General features: G+C 69.9%; 18 protein-coding genes and 2 pseudogenes. 14 read left to right on the forward strand and 6 right to left on the reverse strand.

Annotation, left to right across the window (positions count from 1 at the left end; translation table 11 throughout):
• Positions 1-109: 109 nt before the first annotated feature.
• The 3 genes from OG470_RS16640 to OG470_RS16650 are packed head-to-tail and all read left to right on the forward strand — an operon-like array spanning position 110 to position 3,297.
• Positions 110-1,099: a carboxymuconolactone decarboxylase family protein gene (locus tag OG470_RS16640; protein WP_328425283.1), complete on the forward strand. Its 990-nt coding sequence runs from the start codon at positions 110-112 to the stop codon at positions 1,097-1,099.
• Positions 1,100-1,108: 9 nt separating this feature from the next.
• The gene (locus OG470_RS16645; protein WP_328425285.1) at positions 1,109-1,561 is read left to right on the forward strand and encodes a DUF6220 domain-containing protein; all 453 of its coding nucleotides are present in this window, start codon (positions 1,109-1,111) and stop codon (positions 1,559-1,561) included.
• The gene (locus OG470_RS16650) at positions 1,558-3,297 is read left to right on the forward strand and encodes a multicopper oxidase family protein (protein WP_328425287.1); all 1,740 of its coding nucleotides are present in this window, start codon (positions 1,558-1,560) and stop codon (positions 3,295-3,297) included. The genes OG470_RS16645 and OG470_RS16650 overlap by 4 nt, the downstream gene beginning before the upstream one ends.
• Before the next feature lie 3 nt (positions 3,298-3,300).
• Here OG470_RS16650 and OG470_RS16655 read toward each other — a convergent pair whose 3' ends face one another.
• Complete coding sequence (locus tag OG470_RS16655; RefSeq protein WP_328425289.1) at positions 3,301-4,251, reverse strand: LysR family transcriptional regulator; 951 nt, start codon at positions 4,249-4,251, stop codon at positions 3,301-3,303.
• Between the two features lie 129 nt (positions 4,252-4,380).
• Here OG470_RS16655 and OG470_RS16660 point away from each other — a divergent pair, with 129 nt between their 5' ends.
• Complete coding sequence (locus OG470_RS16660) at positions 4,381-5,637, forward strand: MFS transporter (protein WP_328425291.1); 1,257 nt, start codon at positions 4,381-4,383, stop codon at positions 5,635-5,637.
• A 9-nt stretch (positions 5,638-5,646) separates the two neighbouring features.
• Here the strand turns inward: OG470_RS16660 and bla are convergent, their stop codons facing one another.
• Complete coding sequence (gene bla, locus OG470_RS16665) at positions 5,647-6,567, reverse strand: class A beta-lactamase (RefSeq protein ID WP_328425293.1); 921 nt, start codon at positions 6,565-6,567, stop codon at positions 5,647-5,649.
• A gap of 101 nt (positions 6,568-6,668) precedes the next feature.
• On the opposite strand from bla, the gene OG470_RS16670 reads away from it, so the two are divergent.
• The 5 genes and pseudogenes from OG470_RS16670 to OG470_RS16690 form a co-directional block, all read left to right on the forward strand.
• Positions 6,669-6,932 carry a GlsB/YeaQ/YmgE family stress response membrane protein gene (locus tag OG470_RS16670; protein WP_328425295.1) on the forward strand — a complete coding sequence of 88 codons (264 nt, stop codon included), beginning with the start codon at positions 6,669-6,671 and terminating at the stop codon, positions 6,930-6,932.
• A 394-nt stretch (positions 6,933-7,326) separates the two neighbouring features.
• A pseudogene (locus tag OG470_RS16675) lies at positions 7,327-7,913 on the forward strand (IS607 family transposase).
• Positions 7,906-9,522, forward strand: coding sequence for a hypothetical protein (locus OG470_RS16680; RefSeq protein WP_328425297.1), 1,617 nt, complete (start codon positions 7,906-7,908; stop codon positions 9,520-9,522). The pseudogene OG470_RS16675 and the gene OG470_RS16680 overlap by 8 nt, the downstream one beginning before the upstream one ends.
• Before the next feature lie 23 nt (positions 9,523-9,545).
• Positions 9,546-9,722 (forward strand): hypothetical protein, encoded by a 177-nt coding sequence (locus tag OG470_RS16685; RefSeq protein WP_328425299.1) that lies wholly within the window; start codon positions 9,546-9,548, stop codon positions 9,720-9,722.
• Positions 9,662-10,360: pseudogene (locus OG470_RS16690) on the forward strand (pectate lyase); the annotation flags it as partial. The gene OG470_RS16685 and the pseudogene OG470_RS16690, both read left to right, overlap by 61 nt.
• 129 nt (positions 10,361-10,489) lie before the next feature.
• Here the strand turns inward: OG470_RS16690 and OG470_RS16695 are convergent.
• Positions 10,490-11,086 (reverse strand): TraR/DksA family transcriptional regulator, encoded by a 597-nt coding sequence (locus OG470_RS16695; protein ID WP_328425301.1) that lies wholly within the window; start codon positions 11,084-11,086, stop codon positions 10,490-10,492.
• A 153-nt stretch (positions 11,087-11,239) separates the two neighbouring features.
• On the opposite strand from OG470_RS16695, the gene OG470_RS16700 reads away from it, so the two are divergent.
• The 5 genes from OG470_RS16700 to OG470_RS16720 all read left to right on the forward strand — a co-directional run bounded on the left by OG470_RS16700 (position 11,240) and on the right by OG470_RS16720 (position 15,774).
• Positions 11,240-11,704: an SRPBCC family protein gene (locus tag OG470_RS16700; RefSeq protein WP_328425303.1), complete on the forward strand. Its 465-nt coding sequence runs from the start codon at positions 11,240-11,242 to the stop codon at positions 11,702-11,704.
• Positions 11,705-11,860: 156 nt separating this feature from the next.
• Positions 11,861-12,640 carry a DeoR/GlpR family DNA-binding transcription regulator gene (locus tag OG470_RS16705; protein ID WP_328425305.1) on the forward strand — a complete coding sequence of 260 codons (780 nt, stop codon included), beginning with the start codon at positions 11,861-11,863 and terminating at the stop codon, positions 12,638-12,640.
• A 363-nt stretch (positions 12,641-13,003) separates the two neighbouring features.
• Positions 13,004-14,050, forward strand: a complete 1,047-nt coding sequence (locus OG470_RS16710; protein ID WP_328425306.1) for a 1-phosphofructokinase family hexose kinase — start codon at positions 13,004-13,006, stop codon at positions 14,048-14,050.
• Positions 14,026-14,922, forward strand: coding sequence for an SIS domain-containing protein (locus tag OG470_RS16715; RefSeq protein ID WP_328425307.1), 897 nt, complete (start codon positions 14,026-14,028; stop codon positions 14,920-14,922). The genes OG470_RS16710 and OG470_RS16715 overlap by 25 nt, the downstream gene beginning before the upstream one ends.
• Positions 14,923-14,931: 9 nt before the next feature.
• Positions 14,932-15,774, forward strand: coding sequence for a class II fructose-bisphosphate aldolase (locus OG470_RS16720; protein ID WP_328425308.1), 843 nt, complete (start codon positions 14,932-14,934; stop codon positions 15,772-15,774).
• 115 nt (positions 15,775-15,889) lie between these two features.
• Here the strand turns inward: OG470_RS16720 and OG470_RS16725 are convergent, their stop codons facing one another.
• The 3 genes from OG470_RS16725 to OG470_RS16735 form a co-directional block, all read right to left on the reverse strand.
• Positions 15,890-17,383 (reverse strand): LPXTG cell wall anchor domain-containing protein, encoded by a 1,494-nt coding sequence (locus OG470_RS16725; RefSeq protein ID WP_328425309.1) that lies wholly within the window; start codon positions 17,381-17,383, stop codon positions 15,890-15,892.
• A gap of 111 nt (positions 17,384-17,494) precedes the next feature.
• Entirely contained in the window at positions 17,495-18,523 is a 1,029-nt protein-coding gene (locus OG470_RS16730) for a hypothetical protein (protein ID WP_328425311.1), read from the reverse strand.
• A 281-nt stretch (positions 18,524-18,804) separates the two neighbouring features.
• Positions 18,805-21,279 carry a M14 family metallopeptidase gene (locus OG470_RS16735; RefSeq protein WP_328425313.1) on the reverse strand — a complete coding sequence of 825 codons (2,475 nt, stop codon included), beginning with the start codon at positions 21,277-21,279 and terminating at the stop codon, positions 18,805-18,807.
• Positions 21,280-21,516: the final 237 nt, after the last annotated feature.

Consider the following 21,516-nt stretch of genomic DNA (forward strand, 5'->3'; position numbering starts at 1 on the left):
TCCCGCGCCCGCAGTAGATGAGGCGTACTGCGGACGCGGTATCGGCGGCCGGGCAAGTGTCTGCGGCGGCACGACGTATTCCCGGCCCGTCGAGGCAAGCATCGAGCTCATGACATACCGCTTCTTCACCCCCAACCCCGCGAAGGCGGCGACCGGTCTCACCGCGGAGGTCTACCGGCAGCTGTGGGACGACTTCATCGGGCCGGTGCCCACCTTCCAGGCGCTCTCGCCCGTACCGGAGGTGCTGGCCGCCACCTGGGCGCTGATGCGCGAGGCCCTGCTCGCCGGGGACGCGTCCCGGGTCGACCGCGAGCTCGTCGCGTCGACGGTGTCCCGCGCCAACCGCTGCCGGTTCTGCGTCGACGCCCACGTGATGCTGCTGCACGCACTGGGCGAGCACGCGCTGGGCGAGGTCATTGCCCAGGGCGGCACGCCACCCGAGCCGAGGCACGCCGACCTCGCCCGCTGGGCGGAGGCAAGCCGCAGCCCGAAGGCCGCCGGCTGGACCAGCCCGTACGGCCCCGAGGTCACCGGCACCCTGCTCGCCTTCCACTTCATCAACCGGATCGTCTCGGCGCTGCTCGACCCGGATCTGCTGCCCGGCGGCCTGCAACGCTCCCCGCTGGTGCGGTCGGTCGGAGGTCGGCTCTACGCCAAGACGGCCCGGGGGCCGAAGGAGCCCGGCCGCGGCCTCTCGCTCGTCGACGCCGACACGACGGCGCCACCGGCCTGGGCGGGGGACAGCCCGGTCGGTGTCGCGTACGTGGCGCTGCGGAACGCCGCCACCCAGTGCGGGGACCTCCTGGGCGACGTGGCGCGCCAGACCGTCACGGCCACCGTGCGCTGGGAGGACGGGCGGTACCCGGCCCGGCCCTCGGACTGGGCCGTCGACCTGGTCCGGGACGTGCCCGGCACGGACCGCGTCGGGACGCGGATCGCGTTGCTGGCGGCGTTCGCTCCCAGCGCCATCAGCGTGGGCGACGTCGCCCTCTGGCGGCTCTCCCATCCGGCCGACGCCGATCTCGTGCGGCTTGTCGCGTACGGGGCGATCACGGCCACCGATCACGTCGCCCAGGCCCTGGCCTCGGCACACCTCTAGGAGGTCACCATGCGCAAGGCATTCGTCATCACCAGCATTCTGTTGCTCGTCTCGTTCGTCCTGCAGTTCGTCTTCGCCGCCGTGGGCGGGTTCACGAAACCCGCGGGCGACGGCGCCTATGTCCTGCACAGCGTCAACGGCATGGCGGTCATCCCCGTTCTCTCCCTGCTCACTGCCCTGTTCGCCGCGCTGGCGAAGGCGCCGGGCCGGCTCGTCGGACTGGCGATCCTGCCGATCGGCCTCGTCGTCGTGCAGGCGCTCATCGCCATGCTCGCGAACGCGTCCACCGACGCGGCGGGCGCCAGCACCCCACTCGGCCTGACCATCGCCGGGCTGCACGCGGTCAACGGAATCGTGGCGGTGCACGTCGTGGTCGGCGTGGTCCGGGCGGCGCGACAGCTGGCCAGCCCGGCGCCGGTCGACGCCACCCCCGTGACCGTCCGGGAAGCAGAGCCGGCATGACCACCGGCTCACTGCTCGCGGCCGACCTCGTGATCGCGGTCCTCGCGGCCGCCGGATGGCTGGGCGGCGGCGCCGCGTCGGCCGCCCGGCGCCGCCCGCTCGCGCTGGGACTGGCCGCCTTCGCGCTGCTCGCCACGCTCGCCCGGGCGATCACGATCACCGCGCTCGCCCGCGCCGGCTGGTGGTTCGCGGCGGAGAAGGTCCTCATCGCCGCCCCACTGTCGCTCGCGGCGGTGGCCGTCGTCGGGCCGCGGCTGCTGAGGCTGCCGGGCGACATCCGGTCCGTCGCGGTCCCGCTTCTCTTCGCCGGGTACGCCTCGAGCAGCGCACTGCTCGTGACGCTCCTGCACGGCTATCCGGCGTCGGCGGGCACGGGACTGCTAGCGGTCGCCGGGGTTGTCGCGGCGACCGCGGTCTCCTGGCGCGCCCTCGGCGCGCGCCCGTCCCGTTTGGTGTCCCGGGCAGCCCTCGTGGTGGCGGTCGCGGCGCTGGTGACCGGAACCGGGTTGGCCGCCGCCCCGGCCGCCGCTCCCGGCGTACCCCATGATCACGGATATCGGGATGCGCGGACCGCCGACGAACCCACCAGGCGGTTCGCCCTGACGGCCGGGACCACCACGGTGAGCGTGAGCGGCCGGGACGTCGCGGCGTGGGCGTTCAACGCGCAGGTTCCCGGGCCGGAACTGACCGCCACCGTCGGCGACGTCCTGGAGGTGACGCTGCGCAACCGGGACATCGAGCGAGGCGTCACGCTGCACTGGCACGGGTACGACGTGCCGAACAGTCAGGACGGAGTGCCGGGCGTGACGCAGGCGGCGGTGCTGCCCGGGCAGGAGTTCGTCTACCGGTTCCGCGCCGACCAGGCCGGGACGTACTGGTACCACACGCATTCGGTCTCCGACGTCGGCGTCCGGATGGGTCTCTACGGTGTCCTGGTGGTGCGCCCGGCGCCGATGACCGGCGTCGACGTCACGGTGCCGGTGCACACGCTGGCGGGCCTACCGCTGCCCGCACCGAGAACGGAGCCGGTCGAGGCGGGTGTGCCCGTGCGGCTGCGGCTGATCAACACCGACAGCACGACGCACCGGTACGCCCTGGCCGGGACGGCGTTCCGGGTCGCCGCGATCGACGGATCCGACCTGCAGGGCCCGACGTCGCTCGTGGACACCGCCGTGCTGATCCCGGCCGGGGGTCGTTACGACCTGGTGTTCACCGCCCCCGCCACGCCGGTGGCGCTGTTCGTCGACGGACGGGCGGTCTACTCGACCGGACCGGTGTCGGCGGAGACCGCCGCGTGGCCGGTGCTGGATCCGCTCACCTACGGCGTCGGTTCTCCGGTCCCGTGGTCCCGGTTCGACCGGGAGTTCACCCTCGTGCTCGACCGCGGCCTCGACCTGCACCGACTGCTTCCGCGATACGCCCACACCGTCAACGGCGCGGCCGATCCGGACATCCCGTCACAGGTCGTCCGCCTCGGTGACGTTGTCAGGTTCACGATCGTCAACCGGTCTCAGATCGTGCACCCGTGGCATCTGCACGGCCATCACGTCCTGGTGCTGTCCCGCAACGGAAAGTCGGCGGCCGGAAGCCCATTGTGGCTGGACTCCTTCGACGTACGCCCCGGCGACGTGTGGGAGGTGGCGTTCCGGGCCGACAACCCAGGAGTGTGGGCCAACCACTGCCACAATCTGGGGCACGCCGACGCCGGGATGATGCTGCACCTGATGTACTCGTGATCCTCAGGGATGCGGGACTGACCGCCGTGCCCAGGTCGGTGTCCAGACCTCGGCGTCGGGTGCCTCCGCCCGTCTGGAGTCGAGGTAGTCGCGAAGCTTGCGGAGCGCGGGATGCGGGTTGTCCGCACGCCAGATCATCGACATCGGGTAGATCGGGGTCGGACCACGCACCGGGATCCGCCGCAGGTGGTAGCTGTCCGGCCACAGGTACCGCGAGCCTTCGCCGACGAAGGTCGCCAACTCCGGGGAGTCGGCGATCTCCGCCAGCAGAGCCTCGTTTCCGAAGATGGGCCCGACCACGTCGATGGTGAGCCCGAACGCGGCGGCGAGTTCGTCGTAGTAGTCGGCCCATTCGGTGCCGGGGGCCATGCCGGGCATCCAGATGCGATGTCCGGCAAGGTGAGCGGGCGTGACGGCGCGCGCGTTGGCGAGCGCGTGGTTGGGCCCGACGAGGAGCTGGTGTGGGTCGTCGATCACTCGGGCGGCCTTGATCGCGCCGGGCAGATGCTGCGGGGGAGTGGTGACAGCGTGGAAGCTGGCGTCGATCGTCCCGGCCTCGACGGCGGCGATCGCGGCGTCGACGTCGGCATTCAGGGTCACGACATCCAGCTCGATCTCGGGGTGCAGACGGTAGAAGTCCTGCAGACGTACCGCCGGCGCTATCCGCCGGTTGACGACGTCGACGCGTAGGGCGCGCCGGCCAGGGCGCACGGACGCGTCGGCGCGCTCTGCCACCCGCAGGAGTTCACGGGCGTGGGGCAGGAACGCCTGGCCGTCGATCGTGAGCTGGACCCCGCGGGCCGTACGGGTGAACAGGCGTACGTTCAGGTCGTTCTCCAGCGCGGCGACGCGCTTGGAGACGGCCTGCTGGGTGATCGACAGCGCGGCGGCGGTTTCCTGGAACTGGCCGGCGTCCGCAGCGGCGACGAAGGTGCGCACGGCGTCGAGATCCATGCGAAGACCCTAATCGCACAACAGAAGGTTGTGGCTCGCCGCCGGTTCAGTTGTTTGACCCGTCGTCCCGGGCCTTGCTTTGCTCTCCAGCGATCAACGGCCGGTTGTTCGAAGCGGGAGGCGCGGAGCGTGGTCAGACGGCGATCCCTGGGCCGGCAGTTCGGATGGCTGTGGGCGGCCTACGCGGCCAGCGCCTACGGCTCGGCGCTGGGGTTCGGTGCGTTCCCGCTGATCGCCGTACTGGTGTTGGATGCCAGCCCCGCTCAGGTGTCCGTGTTGTCCGCGGTGGGGCCGGCGGTGGGCGCGCTGATCGCGCTGCCGCTCGGGCCGTGGGTGGAGTTCCGCCGTAAGCGTCCGGTGATGATCGCGATGGACCTGGCCCGGTTCGCGGTCATGCTGACGATTCCGGTCGCCTACGCCTTCGGCATGCTCAGCTTCGTCCAGCTACTGATCGTCTCGGCCGTGGTCGCCGCAGCCAAGATCGCCTTCAGCGCGGCCAGCGGCGCGCACCTCAAGGCCCTCGTCCGGCCAGATGACCTGCTGGTGGCCAACGCGCGGTTCGAGTCGACGACGTGGAGTTCCATCGCCGTCGGCCCGCCGCTGGGCGGAGCGGCGATCGGCCTGCTCGGGCCGGTCACCACCGTGGTGGCCGACGCACTCAGCTACCTGTTCTCGGCGCTGGGCATCACGGCGATTCGCGGCCGCGAAGAACACCCGCAGCGAGCCGAGAAGCGTCGGGTACGTGCCGCCGAGTTGCTCGACGGCTGGCGACACCTCCTGAGCCATCCCGGCCTGCGGGCGCTCTACCTCAACCAGCTGCTCGTCAGTGGACTGATCATGGCCACCGAGCCGCTGTTGGCCGTGCTCCTGCTCCGCGAGCTCGGATTCCCACCCTGGCAGTACGGCCTCGCCTTCGCCGTCCCCTGCGTCGGCGGACTCATCGGCTCCCGCCTCGCCCGCGGCGTCGTGGCCCGATACGGCCAACACCGAATCCTTCGTACGGTCGGTACGCTGCGCGCGGTCTGGCTGATCGGCCTCGCCTTCGTGCAGCCCGGTGTCGCCGGCCTCGTGACCGTGATGGCTGTCGAGCTCGCGATCATCATCAGCATGAGCCTGTACAACCCGGTACTCGCCACCTACCGGCTTGAACACACGCCCAACGACCGCATCGCCCGTACCCTGTCGGCCTGGTCGATCAGCAGCAGCGCAGCCATCGCCATCCTCAGCGCGCTCGGCGGACTGCTCGCCAGCGCCACCAGCCCACGTACGGCTATCGCCGTCGCGGGACTGCTCATCCTCGCCAGCCCGCTGCTGCTACCCCGCCGCCAGGACTCCGTGACCCGGCTGTCGAGCAGGTCCGATCAGTCGTCGCCGGCGGGCGTGTAGGCGGGCGGCCTACCGGCGCAGGGTCTCGACCGTCACCTTCGCCGCCTGCGCGATCAGCTTGTCGTCGTACTCGGCGTCCTTCTCGTCGCGGGTCGAGAGGATCGCGAGCACGATGGGGGCGCTGTCGGGGGGCCAGACGACGGCAATGTCGTTGCGGGCGCCGTACCCACCGGAGCCGGTCTTGTCGCCGACCTGCCAGGCGGCCGGGACGCCGGCTTTGATGAGCTTGTCCCCGGTCGTGTTCCCCTTGAGCCACGTGGTCAGCACCGTGCGGTCTTCGGCGGAGAGCGCATCGCCGAGAACGTACGCGCGGAGGTCGGTGGCAAGGGCCCGGGGAGTGCTCGTGTCGCGCCGGTCGCCGGGGGTCGCCTCGTTGAGGTCGGTCTCGAACCGCTCAGGATCGGTGACCTGGTCGCCGAGGTCACGTAGTGCCCGCTCGAAGCCAGCCGGGCCGCCGAGCCGCTTCAGCAGCAGGTTGGCGGCGGTGTTGTCGCCGTACCGTACGGCGGCGTCACCCAGTTCGCGCAGCGTCATCCCCTTCCCCACGTGCCGCTCGGTGATCGGCGAGTGGGTCACCAGTTCGGTCCTCGTGTACCGGACCACCTGGTTCAGCTCGGCGGTCGAGGTCGCGTCCAGCACCGCCGCAGCGGCGAGCGCCTTGAAGGTCGACGCGTAGGCGAACCGCTCGTCGGCGCGATGCTCGACGGTGCGGCCGGTGCCGGTGTCGATGGCATAGACGCCGAGCCGAGCGTCGAACTCCGCCTCGAGGAGGGCGAAATCCGGCCTGGCAGCGGACGCCGCGGGGGAGGTGGCGACGGGGCTCGACGGGGAGTTCGACGGGGAAACGGTCGGCCCTTCTGTTGCCGAACAGGCGGCGAGCGCGAGCGCGGTGGTGGCCGCCACGGCAGCCCGGCGGGGCGCGCGAAGCACGGTTCGTGTTCCTTTCGTCGGTTGACGCCCCGGACCGGTTTCGCCGTTAGTTGCCTGGGGCAATACGAAGTCGACGACAATCCTCTGGAGGGACGGCTCTCGTGGAAGTCTTCACCGCCATCATCATCGGTCTGATCATCGGCGCGCTCGGGCGGCTGGTCGTACCGGGCAAGCAGAACATCCCGATCTGGCTGACCCTGCTCATCGGTGTGGTCGCCGCGATCCTCGGCACCCTCGTCGCCGGCGCCGTCGGCGTCGATGACACCAGCGGGGTCGACTGGATCGAGCTGATCCTCCAGGTCGTCTTCGCCGCTATCGGCGTGGCGATCGCCGCCGGTGCCTACGGCCGCCGCCGCGTGCACTGATCTTCGCACCATCGCGCCGGCCCGACCCCGTTCAACGGGGGCGGGCCGGCGCCCGTTGTGTGGGCTCCGCGGCCTCGACTGCTATCGGCGTCATGGCCGAGGTGACGCGACCTGAACCACTCAGCCGGATGAGCGATCGCCGACGTTGGCGCCAGGGCCAAGGCCACGAGCACGGACCCCATGGCGGCGCTGGCGGGCGGCACGCCTTGTCTCTCACGCGGACTGGCCGGGTGGCGTCGATTCGCTGCCTTCTATACCATGGCACGGTTGCGCGAGGTGCCTTCCTCGATGGGGCGGTCCCGCGACCGGATTGTGCGTACGCAGTTGAGACAGGGGTTGCTAACTGCTTGTTGTGGGGTGTCCATGAGTGACTGTTAGGTGCTTTTAGTGTTGTATGATCCTCGTTGTGATTCTGACGGAATGGGCTAAGGCGCAAGGTGTTGCACCGCGTACTGCGTATCGCTGGTTCCGTGAGGGCACGTTGCCGGTCCTGCGCGACGGGTGGGGCCGCGCACGATCCTGGTGAACATCGAAGCGAACACCGTGCCGGAAACGGTCGGTGGTGTCGGGTTGTATGCCCGTGTTTCCGCGCATGGCCAGAAGGACGATCTGGAGCGGCAGACCGCCCGCTTGGCCCGGTGGGCAGCGCAGGCTGGTCACCGTGTCGTCCGTGTGGAGTCGGAGATCGGCTCCGGGATGAACGGTGGCCGTTCCAAGGCCCGTCGGCTGCTGGCCGACCCGCAGGTGAGCATCGTGGTGGTGGAGCACAAGGACCGGCTGGGCCGGATGAATGTGGAGCTGGTCGAAGCCACGCTCGCCGCCCACGGCCGTCGTCTCGTCGTCTTGGACGAAGGTGAAGTCGAAGACGACCTGGTGCGGGACATGGTGGAGATACTGACCTCGTTCTGCGCCCGCTTGTATGGCCGCCGGTCTGCGAAGAACCGGGCGAAGGCCGTGTTGGAGGCCGCGGCGCGTGGCTGATCTGCGTGATATCGCCCGGCCGTTCGTCGCCGACCCCGCCATGGGTGTGTGCATACGCGACCGGCTCAAGGGCCTCACTGCGGAGGACGACAAGATCCTGCGTCTGGTCGGTGAACACCTGGGATCGCTCGCCTCCCGGGACCTGGCGCAGCGTTGCCGCGACGGCCTCGAGCATTCCACCGACACCTGGGCACACCGGAAGCGGGAGCTCACCGGCGAATCGTCGTCCCGCTGGGCCGGGAGCATCACCAAGGCCACGCACGACCAGTGGGGCCTGTCCCGCCGCGCTCAGTGGGCTCACATCGAGTCTCTGCGGGCTGGTATCCGCATGCTGCGGCACCGCCTGTCCCTGCCGATCGGCGAGAAAGGCAGCCGGGGCAAGCCCGGCGGCTACCGGTGCGAGCACGAGTGGTTCCACAAGTCCCGCCGCCTGGCACACCTGGAGCGCCAGCGCGAGCGCGTACTGGCCGAGCGCGACGCCGGTCAGGTCCGCGTAGTGCGCGGCGGCCAAATGCTGCTCAAGACGCGGCACAACCTCGCCGCTGCCAATCTGACCGAGGACCAGTGGCGGGAACGCTGGGAGGCGCAGCGCTGGTTCCTCGGTGCTGATGGCGAGTCCGGGAAGCGGTACGGCAACGAAACGATCCGCGTCACGCCCGAGGGCGATGTATCGATCAAGCTGCCCGCGCCGCTGACGCACCTGGCGAACGCCAAGCACGGCCGGTATGTGCTGGCCGCCCGTGTCAGCTTCCCGCACCGGGGCGTGCAGTGGCGCGACCGGATCGAGGTCAACCGGGCGGTCGCCTACCGCATCCATCTGGATGTGACCAAGAGCCGCTGGTACCTCGATGCGTCCTGGCAGCGCAAGGATCTCCCGATCGTGCCGATCCAGACCCTGCGCTCGGGCGAGATCATCGGCGTGGACATGAACGCCGACCACCTCGCTGCCTGGCGACTCGACATCCACGGCAACCCGATCGGCCAGCCCCGCACCTTCGAGTACCAGTTGCGCGGGACAGCCGAGCGGCGCGACGCCCAGATCCGGCACGCCATCACCCGGCTGCTGCACTGGGCCAAGCACACCGGCTGCCGAGCCATCGCCATCGAAGACCTGGACTTCACCGATTCCAAGACCCGGGAGAAGCACGGCCGTAAGCGCCGCTTCCGGCAACTCATCAACGGCATGCCCACCGGCAAGCTGCGTGCCCGTCTGCTGGCGATGACCGCCGAGGCGGACATCAGCATCATCGCCGTGGACCCGGCCTACACCAGCATGTGGGGCGCCGAGCACTGGCAAAAGCCCCTGACCACCAAGAAACGCGCCACCACCCGCCACCAGACGGCCAGCGTGGCGATCGCACGACGCGCCCTCGGACACCGGATCAGGCGACGGACGGCACCGCCCCGCCAGCACCAGAGCGACGCTGGCGGGCATCGGACCGCCCAGGCCCGACCCGGTGGACGGGGACGTGAGGGAACCCGCCCTCCTCAGACCGGACCACGGACACGATCCGTGCCGCCGACCGCGGGAGCGAACGCGGGGGACCAGCCCATCCAAGACCGTTCGGGATGGACGCAGTGCCAGTTTGATCTTCATGGTCACTTCTGACCACTGTTCAGGAACGGTTCGTCGTGACCATGGATCCGCAGGCGATCGGCCGGCTTGAGGCTGGCCAGGTCGACGTGCAGCAGAAGCTCGACACGTCGGTGCCGCATTCGGCGCGGATCTGGAACTACTGGCTCGGCGTACCTTCTACACCAACGAGCGCGGCTACTGGCAGGTCAGCGGCAACACCTTCGACAACGTGACCTGGTCCAGCGCTGGCAGCGAGAACTACCCCGCCGGCCCCAACCCGACGTCCAACACCACCGTCAGCATCCCGTACTCGTACAGCCTCGACGGGGCGAGCTGCGTGCCGGACGTCGTGCGTCAGACGGCGGGCGCCAACACGGGTCTGAGGGTTTCGGACGGTAGCTGCTCGCCGCAGACCCCGCCGCCCACCACGCCCCCGCCGACCACGCCCCCGCCGACCACGCCCCCGCCCACCACGCCGCCGCCGACCACCCCACCCCCGCCCGGCGGGACCAACCTCAGCCTCGGTGCCGGTGCCGACGGCTCCAGCAAGGCCAGCGGGACAAGTTACGGCAACGTGCGGGACGGCAGCATCAGCACCTACTGGTCGCCGGTCGGATCGACCGGCTCCATCTCGATCAAGTGGGGTTCCGCCACCCGGGTGTCCCGAGTGATCATCCGCGAGCCATCGGGAACCCAGGGTTCCATCGGGTCCTGGCAGCTCATCAACCACGACACCGGGGCCGTCCTGGCCGCCGGCGCTGGGGCGGGTTCCATCCCCTTCCCCCCGACCTCACTGGTCAAGATCACCTTCAAGATCAACAGCTCAAGCAGTACGCCGCGAGTCGGTGAGTTCGAGACGTACGCCAGCTAGCAGCCGGCGCGGGGCGGGGGCGGCAGACACCGCCGCTCCCGCCCCGGACATCACCATCACGCAACGACCTCGCACGCAACGGCGTGTGGCTGCCGTGCCATCTGCACGCCACGGCAGCCGCATCGGGTGTTACCCCTTGTGCTTTTCCTGGCACGGCACGCAGAAGCGAGCGTGCGGGAGAACCTCAAGCCGCTCTGCCGGGATGTTCTGGTGGCACTTCTCGCAGGCACCGTAGGTGCCGTCGCTGATCCGGCTCCGGGCACCGGTGATCTGCTCGATGTTGCGGCGGGTGGCCACCAGCAGCGCGGCCCGGTTGTCGGCCTCGCTGGGGTCGCCGGTGTCCGCGTTGAGTTCGGTCAGTTCCCGCAGGCGAGCCGTCTGCGTGGCGAAGTCGTCCGCCAGGGACGCTCGCAGATCAGCCAGCCAAGTCTGGTCGACGGGATGATGATCGATGCCCATGGTCTGCCTTTCAAAAGGAACGGGAAAAAGAAAAAGGGCCGAAGCTGAGTAGCTTCGCCCTGCGGTCGTTCTGGGATGCAACGATTCCGCGGGAGGGCCTCGGCCAGTTCGCGCCGGGCTCGACAGCCGCTGTGTAGGCGCGATGTGCAGCGCGCGGACAACCGGCACCCGCATGCAGGCCTTTCGGCGCGCCGCCGTCGTCACGCGGACAGCGTCGAGCGCCGCCACCTCGGTGACGGCAGGCGAGCGGAACGTCACCGGCGGCATGCCTCCACCATAGGGTGGTGACTGACCTAAAGCCAACGCCTCTTGAGGGATGGTCACCGCAGCCGAGAGCGGCGCGGGGGTGGAGCAGTCGGGTGCTCAGCCGCCGCTTGTGAGCGGGCGGCTGGCGGTGGTGCTGAACGTTAGGCTCTCGCCGTGCCGGCCTTGATCGAGATCGTGTCCGTCATTGATGCCGCTCCGAGCGTGGTATTTGACCTGAAGCGCGACATGGATGTCCACGACGCGTCCCTGCGATCCAGCCAGGAGACAGCCGTCACCAGCACCGGTCGACGCCAACTCGCGCTCGGGGACGAGGTCACCTTCCACGCCCGCCATTTCGGTCTGCGCTGGCGGATGACGAGCCGAATCACCGTCTACGAGCGTCCAGACCGCTTCGTCGACGAGCAGACGCGGGGCCCCTTTCGCCTCCTGCGACACGAGCACCAGTTCCACAACCTCAACGGCGTAGGAACTCAGATGACCGACCGCCTGTGGGTTGTCGCGCCCCTGGGACCGATGGGCACGGTTGTGACCCGTGCCCTGATTGCGCCGTACCTCCGCCGACTCTTGAGCCAGCGGGCAGTTCACATCAAGCACCTGGCGGAAGCCAGCCATTCGTAGCGCCAGAGGTACCGGCGGGCCTGGCCAGCGCCACGGCCAGGAGAAGTTCGCGCGGCCGGGTGCTGGCCGGCCTGGCGGTGATGATCGTGCCGCACGGACTTTGCATGGGGGATGCAAGGATGGCGGCATGGGCAGGCCAAACGACCGGCGTGAGCCGTGAACCAGCACGAGCGGTGGCACCGGCTCCTGGACATGGTGGCGGCCGAGGGGCAGCTCGACATCGAGTCCACCGCCCGTGAGCTGGGCATGAGCACGGCGACCATCCGGCGCGACTTCGACGAGCTCGCCATGCAGCAGCTGGTGACCCGCACCCGCGGCGGCGTGGTCGCCACCAGCGTCTCCTACGACTTGCCGCTGCGGTACAAGGCGGTGCGGCAGGCGTCGGAGAAGCAGCGGATCGCCACGGCTGCCGCCGCACTGATCCCAGCGCGGAGCACGGTGGGGCTCAACGGAGGCACCACGACGACCGAGGTGGCACGGGCGCTCGCGCTGCGCACCGAACCGAATGGGCAGATGCCGGCGCTCACGGTGGTGACCAATGCGCTGAACATCGCCAACGAGCTCATCGTGCGGCCGCACATCCGGGTGGTGCTCACCGGCGGGACCGCCCGCCCGCGGTCGTACGAGCTGGTGGGCCGCATCGCCGAGACGATGCTCGGGTCCGTGGCGCTGGACGTGGTCGTGCTCGGGGTGGACGCGATCGACCACCAGCACGGCGCCAGCGCGCACAACGACGGCGAGGCGGCGATCAACCACGTCATGGTGACCAGCGCCGCGCGGACGATCGTGGTGGCGGACGGCTCGAAGCTGGGCCGGCGGAGCTTCAACCGGATCTGCCCGCTGGCCAACATCGACACTCTGATCACCGACAAGGCGGCGGACCCGGAGCAGGTGAGCCTCGTCGAGCAGGCCGGGGTGAAGGTGGTACAGGTCTGACCCGTCGAGATCGAGCGGTCGCAGTCCTCATCCGGGACCGCATCGCCGAGCGGCACGGTCGTGTGGCGCGACCCTGTCGGTGTTCACCTCTGCAACTTTCTGCAAGCACTGCGGCGGCGCCCGCGCACCCCGTACCGGCTCGCCGACCGGCTCCGACGGCTCGCATCGCTGCACGGATCCCGTGTTCTGTCGGATATCGCAGCCGCTGAGCCCTCGTGGTCGGAACTCCGGGGCGTTCTGGGCGGACCTTGACGGCGGTACGGCCAGATCCTAAGGTCTGCAACATCCTGATTGATTCTGGCGCTTCAGTGTCACGAAAGATCGTGCGTGCTCGACTGGCCGGCATCTTCTGGGGAGGCGGATATGAAGCGACAGGTTGGCGCGGCGCTCGTGACCGCCGAAGGCCCGTCAGCGGGCCGGGAGCGGCGTGACCTGGTCATCTCGGTGTCGCTCAATCCCGCCCTGGACATCACCTACACCGTGCCCGAGCTGGTGGCGGACACGTCGCACCGGGTGACGAGCGTGGTCTCCCGTGCCGGGGGCAAGGGTCTGAACGTCGCCCGGGTGCTGCGTCAGCTGGGTGCCGAGACCCTTGTCCTGGGCCTGTCCGGCGGCGCCGTCGGCGAGCACATCGAGGCCGAGCTGGCGGCGGCCGGCGTGCCGGCGCAGTTCACCCGCCTCGCCGCGGAGACCCGCCGGACGGTGACCGTCCTCGCGCGGGGCACGGCGACGGTCCTCAACGAACCAGGTCCGCACGTCACCGAGGCGCAGTGGGCGGCGTTCCTGGACGCGTTCGCGGAGCGGGTCCGGGCGGCACGGGTGGTGGTGCTGTCCGGCAGTCGACCACCGGGTGTGCCCGAGACCGCCTACGCCGATCTCGTCACCATCGCGCGGGCCGGCGGGGCCGAGGCCATCGTGGACGCGGAGGGCCCCGCGTTGCGACACGCGCTGGCTGCCGCACCAGCGCTGGCGAAACCGAACGCCCACGAGGCGGCGGACCTGCTCGGCCGCCCGGTACGTACCCGTGACGACGCCGTGGCGGTGGCGCACCGGCTCGTCCGACTCGGTGCCAGCGCGGGCGTGGTCTCCCGGGGCGCGGACGGGTTCGTGGCGGTTACCGGCGGGGTCGCGTTCAGCGCCCGCGCGCCCGAACAAGTGTCCGGCAACCCGACCGGCGCTGGCGACGCCCTCGCGGCCGTCCTCGCGTACGGGCTCGTCACCCGCGCGCCGTGGCGGGACGTCCTCGCCCGAGGCGCGGCCGTCTCGGCGGCCGCCGTCGCCTGCCCGTGGGCGGGCGAGTACGACGACGACGTGGCTTCCCGGCTGCTGGACGGAACCACGGTGGAAACACTGGAAGAGCACCGCACCGAGAGAGAGCAGGAACCGTGTCGTACGTCGCCTCCGAGATAGCCTCCCAACCCGAGACTTGGCGGCGCGCCGTGGACCTGGTCGCCCAGCCGGGCGTCGCGCGGGCCCTGCCCCAGGCCGGTGAACGGGTCGCCGTCGTCGGCTGCGGCACGTCGTACTTCATGGCGCAGAGTTTCGCGGCGCTGCGAGAGTCGGCGGGCCAGGGGGAGACCGACGCCTTCGCCGCCTCGGAATTCCCCGCCGGACGGCGGTACGACCGCGTGGTCGCCATTACCCGCTCCGGCACCACCACCGAGGTGATCCGGCTGCTTGAGCAGTTGCCGCCCGGCAGTCGGTCGACCGTGATCACAACCGACGCCGACCGGCCGGTGACCCGGCTCGTGAGCGACTGCGTCGTCCTCGACTTCGCCGACGAGCAGTCGGTCGTGCAGACCCGCTTCGCCACGACCGCACTCGCCGCCTGGCGCGCCGGCCTCGGGCAGGACCTGACCGACCCGATCACCCAGGCGCGGGCCCAGCTGAGCACGCCGCTCGACCCGGCCGTGGCCGGCCGGGACCAGTTCACCTTCCTCGGCACCGGCTGGACTGTGGGACTGGCGCACGAGGCGGCCCTCAAGCTGCGGGAGGCGGCACAGGTGTGGGCCGAGTCGTACCCGGCAATGGAGTTCCGACACGGTCCGATCAGCGTGGTCGACCACCGGTCCGTGGTCTGGATCTTCGGCCCGGTGGTCCCCGGCATCCGCGACGACCTGGCCGCCACGGGCGCGATCGTGGTGCACGAGGACGTCGACGCCATGGCGCACCTCACCACCGCGCAGCGGCTCGCGGTCGAGCTCGCGGTCCGTCGCGGCCTGCATCCGGACCGACCCCGACTGCTCACCCGGTCCGTCGTCCTGCCCGCACCGGCCGCCTGAGGAGCGCTGATGACCCTCGTCCCCACCGCCGACCTGGTGGCGGCGGCCCGCGCCGCTGGTACCGGCGTGCTGGCATTCAACGTGATCACGATCGAGTACGCCCAGGCGATCGCCGCCGCGGCGCAACGTGCCCACCGGCCCGCGATCCTGCAGATCAGCCAGAACGCGGCGCGCTACCACTCTGGCGTGTCGGCCATCGCCGCGGCGACGGCCGAGATCGCGCGGAAGTCCAGCGCGAACCTGTCACTGCATCTGGACCATGTGGACGACATCAGCCTGCTGGAGCAGGCCGCCGACACCGGTTTCAGCTCCGTGATGGTCGACGCGTCCGCGCTGCCGTACGCCGCCAACGTGGCCACCACCCGCAAGGCGACCGACTGGGCGCACGACCACCGGCTGTGGGTGGAGGCGGAACTCGGCTACGTCGGCGGTAAACCGGATGCCCCGGCGAGCGCTCACACCGCTGGCGTCCGCACCGACCCGGCCGAGGCCGCCCGGTACGTGGCCGAGACCGGCGTCGACGCGTTGGCGGTCGCGGTGGGCAGCTCGCACGCGATGGCCGACCGAACCGCCTCGCTGGATCTCGACCTGGTGGCCGCGATCCGCGACGCCGTACCCGTGCCCCTGGTCCTGCACGGTTCGTCCGGGGTGCCGCTGGAGCAGATCCGCGCCGCGGTCGGTTGCGGCATGGTGAAGATCAACGTTGGTACGGCGCTCAACGTGGCGTTCACCGACGCGGTCCGGGGCGCCCTGCCGGAATCCCGCGACCCGCGCCGGTACCTCGCCGCTGGACGGGACGCGGTGACCGGTGTTGTCGAGCGGCTGCTCACGCTCCTGCCCGCGGCACCGTAGCCGGTCGCGCCACCGCAGGGCTGCCGCGACGGCGCCGCCCTCGTCGCCGCTCAGAAGCCCTGGTCGGACTGGGCCGACCAGGGCTTCTGGTTGTCCTGCTGAACCAATCCCGGTGTCAGGCGACGAAGCGGGTACGGCGGCGGCGGGTGACCACGAACAGGGCGGCACCCACGGCCAGCAGAGCGGCCGCGCCGGCCAGCACGATGCCGGACTGGCCCGTGATCGGCAGCGACGGGCCGTCGCCCTCCCCACCGCCACCGATGCCGCCGGCCGGGTTCACGACCAGCTTGGCCACGTCGTTGTCCGACGTCACGTCAGGGGTCGAGGACTTCGCCGCGACGGTGCCGGTGAGTTCCCCGGCGGCGTCGACCCGCAGCCCGAAGTCCCACGTGACAGCCTGGTCCACCGCGAGCGGGTGGACGGCCGTCCGGCAGACGTAGCCGGTGTCCGCCTTCGTGCAGCCGGCGGGCACCGTCGTCACGGTGGTGCCCGTCGGGGGAGTGAAGGTGACGGTCGCGGCCGGCTCGGTGATGCCGGAGGCGTACGCGGGACCGAGGTTCTTGACGCCGAGCTTCGCGGTGACCGTGCTGCCCACGACGGCCCGGACCTCCCCGCCGACGGCGCTCACGTCGGAGCGGTTCGTGCCCTCGACCGTGAGGATCACGTGCTGCGTGTCCAGGAAGAACGAGTCCTCGGTCTGGGCGCCCTGGGCGCGCAGCCCGGCGGGCTTGCGGACGAGGCCGAGGGTGCCCTGCGTGCCGCGGGTCGGCTTGGTGGCCCGGACCATGTCGAGGTTGTCACGCCCGTCGATCGGGGTCGACCACGTGAAGCTGGCTCCGGCAACACCTGGCGCCGGCACCTCCGGCCGCAGCCGCAACGGCAACTCCTCGGAGAGCACGTACTCCTGCTTCGGATCCAGCGTCGCGTCGAAGTGGCAGTACGCGGCGAAGCTGCCGTACTCGCAGTTGTCGTAGCGCTTGGGCACGGTGAACATGGCCTCGTAGAAGAAGAACAGGTCCACGCCGGTGATCGCGTTGTCCCCGGTGTTTCGCACCGTGAGCGGGTTCGTGACGGTGTCGCCCGGTTTGGCCTTCTTGGTGGTGATCGGCCCAACCTCCAGAGCGACCTTCTCGCTGATGGTCACCTTCGAGGTCTTGGTGAACGTCTGGTCTCGGCTGGTGACCTTCACGCTCACCTCGCCCTCGTCGCCGACCTTCGCTGCCGTCTCGGGCCGGAAGGTGAGCGTGGTGATACCCGCGAACAGGCTCTCCGAGGAGAGGGTGTCGAACCTGCAGGTGATGCTCGTGCCCGACTGCTCGCACGGGCTGGGGCCGTCGAACGTGAGCTTGGCCGTGGCGACGCCGGCGAGCTTCGCGGTGTCGATGGTGACCGCCACGTCGTTCAGGGTGAAGTCGGCGTCGTAGTTGTAGAGGTAGACGGACTGGGTCTTGCCAAACGAACCGGGCACCAGTGCGGTGTGGTCCAACCTGAGCTGCGTGCCCTTTGGCAACGCGACCGCGGAGACCGGTGCGACCGCGTTGGCACCGAGCACACCGATGGTGCAGGCGCCGAGCCACGCGGCGACGCGCAGCAGACGTGAACGACTCACAAGCGTTCCTCCCCCGTAGATGAACGGGGGGGATCATAGCCGTCGCGACGCGTTTCGGTGGGGCGCGATGAGGCCCCGGTGAGCAACCGGGTGCGCCGGCGCCCGGCTGGGCTACTGCAGACGCTGGTCGTCGAGGTCGAGGCGGTACCAGTGGCCGTCGTCGATCAGATGCAGGTCGGGTCCGCGGCCGGTCACCTGGGTCGCCTCGGGCATCGGGGAGCCGTCGGGCAGGACGAGCCGGTACTCGGCGACCTTGTGCAGCTGATCCTGGTCGCAACGGGCGATGACCAGCACGTCATGGTTGGGGCCGTAGCCGCCGTACATGGCTATGGTCTGGTCCGCGACAGCGAGGGCGCGTACGCCCCGGGCGATCGAGTTGTGCCAGCCGGTGACCGTGCCTGCCTGGATCCGCACAACGGGAAAGCCGGTGTAGTAGCAGGCCCAGGCGGTGTCGCCATCGACGTTGAGGGCGTAACAGTCGCTGATGGCACCCCAGGGCTCGTCGACGTGCGAGGGGTAGCGCCAATCAGGCTCCAGGTCAGGTGAGAACCGCACCAGCCCTGGCGCGCCCAGCGGGGGTGGCGATTCAGGGCCGCCCCAGCCGTAGTTGCCATAGACACCCTCGTCGAAGTAACCCATCCAGATGTGGCCGGAGCGGGAGACGCGCACGTGCTCGATGCCGTCACCGACGGTCTTCTCGGCGACAACGCGCCCATCGCCGTCGTAGATGATCGCGTTGCGGTCGGGGCCGCCCGGTCGCCACCGGCAGCGCGCGGCCACGACGAGCACACGGCCGTCGGGCAGCACCTGGACAGTCGGATGAGCAAGCGGCAGATCTGAGATACGGACACTCGTTGCCACGCCCTCCCGGTGCACGGTGACGCGCACCGTCACCGCCTCGGACGCCCGTGGGTCGGGAAAGCTCGCCCATCCCGGCTGCGTGGTGGTCGCGGTCAGCGCGGCGACACCCTCCGGCGAGGTCGATAGCGCGATGGCCTCACCGTTGGGGCCGACGGACGTGGTGACCAGCACGTCATCGGCATCGCCTGCCGTGATCACGCCATGCCGACGCACCGCCATCTCCGGCAGCGCCGCCACCTCCGCGCGTCGCTTCTTCTCCCGCTTGCGCCAGTCCCTCATGGCCACATCTGATCATCGACAACGCGACCGGTCCACCTGTTAGCGCATTCGATGCCCTCGATCTCGTTCGCGCTGGCCGCCACGACGTAGACCCCGGCTCATCATGCGGACAGCCCCTGATCGGTCATCCTCGCGTTCAGCGAAGAAGATCAAAATCAAGGGCTGTCAGCTGATCAGTACGCATGTTCCGGCGTAGCGCCAGCGAGGGTGCGCCTGCGCGATCAGTGCCTCGTCAGTGCGGGCGGACCGCACTGACGAGGCACATGATCACGGGATGGGCGCTACTTCTCGACGATCTCGATCGTCGCCGTACGGTAGTTGTTGCGCTTGTCGTTCTTCGTCGGGTCGTAGTTCTTCTCGATGTTGCCGGCGCTGTCGACCGAGAACCAGCGGAACGTCGTCGTCTCGGTCACGTGGAACACCTGCCCCGGCTCACGGAACTCGGTCGCCGCATAGCGTGGCGACTCGAGCGTGGGTCGGCTGCCGTCCGTCGTGTAGTAGATGGTGGCCGGCTCGCTGGTCTCGAAGCGCACGTCGACGGGCCCGCGGTACTTCCCGTCGCCGGGGACGAGCCGGGACGTCGGGTCCTTCTTGTCCTGGCCCCAATCCGCCGCGACCCGGAACATCTCCATGATCCCGTTGGCGTACTCCATCGTCTCGGCGTGACCGCTGACGAGCTCGGGATTGCCCGCCCATTCTGGCTGGAACGAACCGCCCTGCCAGTCGCCGGTGGCCGGGTTGTAGACGGAGCCGCCGACCTCCCAGCCGAAGGCGTAGATCCCGTAGGTGTAGTACAGGTCCTCGCGCACGTTGCCCGCGGAGGAGTAGAGGACGTCGGACGAACCGCCGACGTTCTCCGGCGTGACGACGGTCTCCCGGTGCGCCTTGACCTGCGACAGGATCCTGGCGGCCGACTGCCAGTAGAACGCCTCGTCACCCAGCGGCGGGCGCGGCGTGGTGATCCGCCCGTCCGCGATGTAGGCGCCGGGCTGCCAGAACAACTGACCGCCGTTGGAGTGCACCGACATCATGAACTTGATGTTCGAGTACTTCTCGACCAGCCAGATGATGTTCTTCGACTCGGGCTCGGACAGCTCCTCCGGCCCCTGGTAGGTGCCGCTGACGCAGTTGGTTGACCCTCCCGCGTAACCGTCGTGGCCCGACCCGACCCGGTAGTTCCGGTTCAGGTCGACGCCCCAGGAGTTCCGCTGCGCCGGATCGGCGGTCGCGTCCGGGCAGTGGTTCGTCATGTTCTTCCGCTGCGAGGCGAAGTTGTAGAAGCTGTAGTTCGCCCCGTCGGGGTTGTTGGAGAGGATGAAGAAGACGTCGGTGTTGTCGACGATCTTCTTCGTCTCCCGGTCGGACCGGTAGTTGTGCACCAGGCGCTCGGCCGACTCCAGGCTGGTCGTCGCCGGCACCCACTCGCGGGCGTGGTCCTGAGCCTGGATCAGGACACCAGGCTTCTTGCCGTCACGGTGCTTGCCGATCCGCAGGACGGGGATCGTGACCGGGCCTCGCGGCACCTCGCCCGCCGGTGCGCCGGCCCGCTTCTGGTCGAGGAAGTCGCTCAGCGCAACCGGGCCGGACGTCGGCGCGACGATGCCGGTGCCCGCGTTGGTGCGGTACGGGTGTGCCCGGTCGATGAGGCCCTGGGACTGGGCCCGCACTGCGTCCGCCACCTGGGTGGCCGTACTCGCCGGTCCACCGGAGGCGTCCTTCGCGAGGAGGACGCGGACCGCCTTGCCCGCGACCTCCACCGCGAGCGGGAGGCTCGCGCCCGGCCGGTCCACGAACTCGACCGTGATGTCGTTGCCGCCCTCGTGACCCCACGCCGCCGAGCTGACGACGACCGCCGCCTGCCCCGTGCCGCCGATCGTGGCCTGCGCCTTGCGCTGGTAGCCGTTCGTCTGGTTCGGCAGGTAGACGATCTCGGCGATGTCCGGGTACTGGCGGGCGATCTCCTTGGCGCGGCTGTAGAGCTGCTGCGGGTGCTTGTAGCCGTCCACGAAGTCCGACTTGTAGGACGGGTTCGCCGTCAGCGGCGGCGGAGCATCCTCGAGCCAGTTGGAGACGACGCCGGTGACGACGCCACCGGTGGAGCTCGTCACCTGGATCTTGTCGGGGCGTGCGTCGAGCTTGAACAGGTTCCGATGGAACATGTACTGCCCGGAGTCCACGAACCGGCTCATCGTCCGGGCGAAGCCGAACGGCGTGCCCTTGCCCGAGTCGTTCTCGAGCTGCATCCCGACGATCGGGTCTGCCTGCTGCCCCTCGGTGGTCCGCGCCTCGACGTAGAGGAAGCCCTGGCCCTTCGTGGTGAACCAGTCGGCGCGGGCGATGCGTACCGTCGCCTCGTGGTTCAACGGCTGGACCGCCCGCGAGGCAGCGCCGTTGATGCCGCCGTCGGCCTCGTCGCTCCACGCGAAGCCCACCTCGTCGCCGAGGACCTCGACGCCCATCGCCTTCAGTTCGGCGACCTGCTCGGCGGTGACCACCGCCTCGCCTTCGATGCCGGTCGGCACGCGCTTGAGGCCGTGCTCAAGGTCGAAGCCGGCGGCGACCACCTTGTCCAGCATGTCGGCGCCGGCCAGCTTGATGTGTACGAGGCGAACCTGCTCCCGATCCTCGAGTTGGGATCGCCCGGCCGTGGCTGTCGACTCCGTGGGATCCGCGCCCGCGGGCCCGGTCGCCACGAGGACGCCCGCCACCAGGGCGGGCAGCGCGAGAAGCGCGATGCGTCGTTGTATGTGTCGCATACTCCCCCTCCTTCTGCTTGCGACGTGTGATTGATGTGCTGGTCGGCCCTCGCGGAGGTCGCTCCTCCATTGAGGACAGTCTGGTGAAGCCGTCGTACGGTGTGCCTGCGTACGACGGTGGTTGCCGTTGCGAGAAGGGTCGGGAAGGGCCGTGAGCGAGCTGAGTGCGGTGAGCGTATGTGCGTTTCGGGCGTCAGCGGCTCACGTGCATCGAATTTGAGCATTACTTGAGCTGAG

Source organism: Micromonospora sp. NBC_00389 (assembly GCF_036059255.1).
GTDB lineage: Bacteria > Actinomycetota > Actinomycetes > Mycobacteriales > Micromonosporaceae > Micromonospora.

Coding starts and splice junctions, on each gene's coding strand:
- OG470_RS16655 (WP_328425289.1), bottom strand. CDS start 4,251: ATGGATCTCGACGCCGTGCGCACCTTCGTCGCCGCTGCGGACGCCGGC.
- OG470_RS16735 (WP_328425313.1), bottom strand. CDS start 21,279: ATGCGACACATACAACGACGCATCGCGCTTCTCGCGCTGCCCGCCCTG.
- OG470_RS16645 (WP_328425285.1), top strand. CDS start 1,109: ATGCGCAAGGCATTCGTCATCACCAGCATTCTGTTGCTCGTCTCGTTC.
- OG470_RS16730 (WP_328425311.1), bottom strand. CDS start 18,523: ATGAGGGACTGGCGCAAGCGGGAGAAGAAGCGACGCGCGGAGGTGGCG.
- OG470_RS16650 (WP_328425287.1), top strand. CDS start 1,558: ATGACCACCGGCTCACTGCTCGCGGCCGACCTCGTGATCGCGGTCCTC.
- OG470_RS16720 (WP_328425308.1), top strand. CDS start 14,932: ATGACCCTCGTCCCCACCGCCGACCTGGTGGCGGCGGCCCGCGCCGCT.
- OG470_RS16710 (WP_328425306.1), top strand. CDS start 13,004: ATGAAGCGACAGGTTGGCGCGGCGCTCGTGACCGCCGAAGGCCCGTCA.
- OG470_RS16640 (WP_328425283.1), top strand. CDS start 110: ATGACATACCGCTTCTTCACCCCCAACCCCGCGAAGGCGGCGACCGGT.
- OG470_RS16695 (WP_328425301.1), bottom strand. CDS start 11,086: ATGCCGCCGGTGACGTTCCGCTCGCCTGCCGTCACCGAGGTGGCGGCG.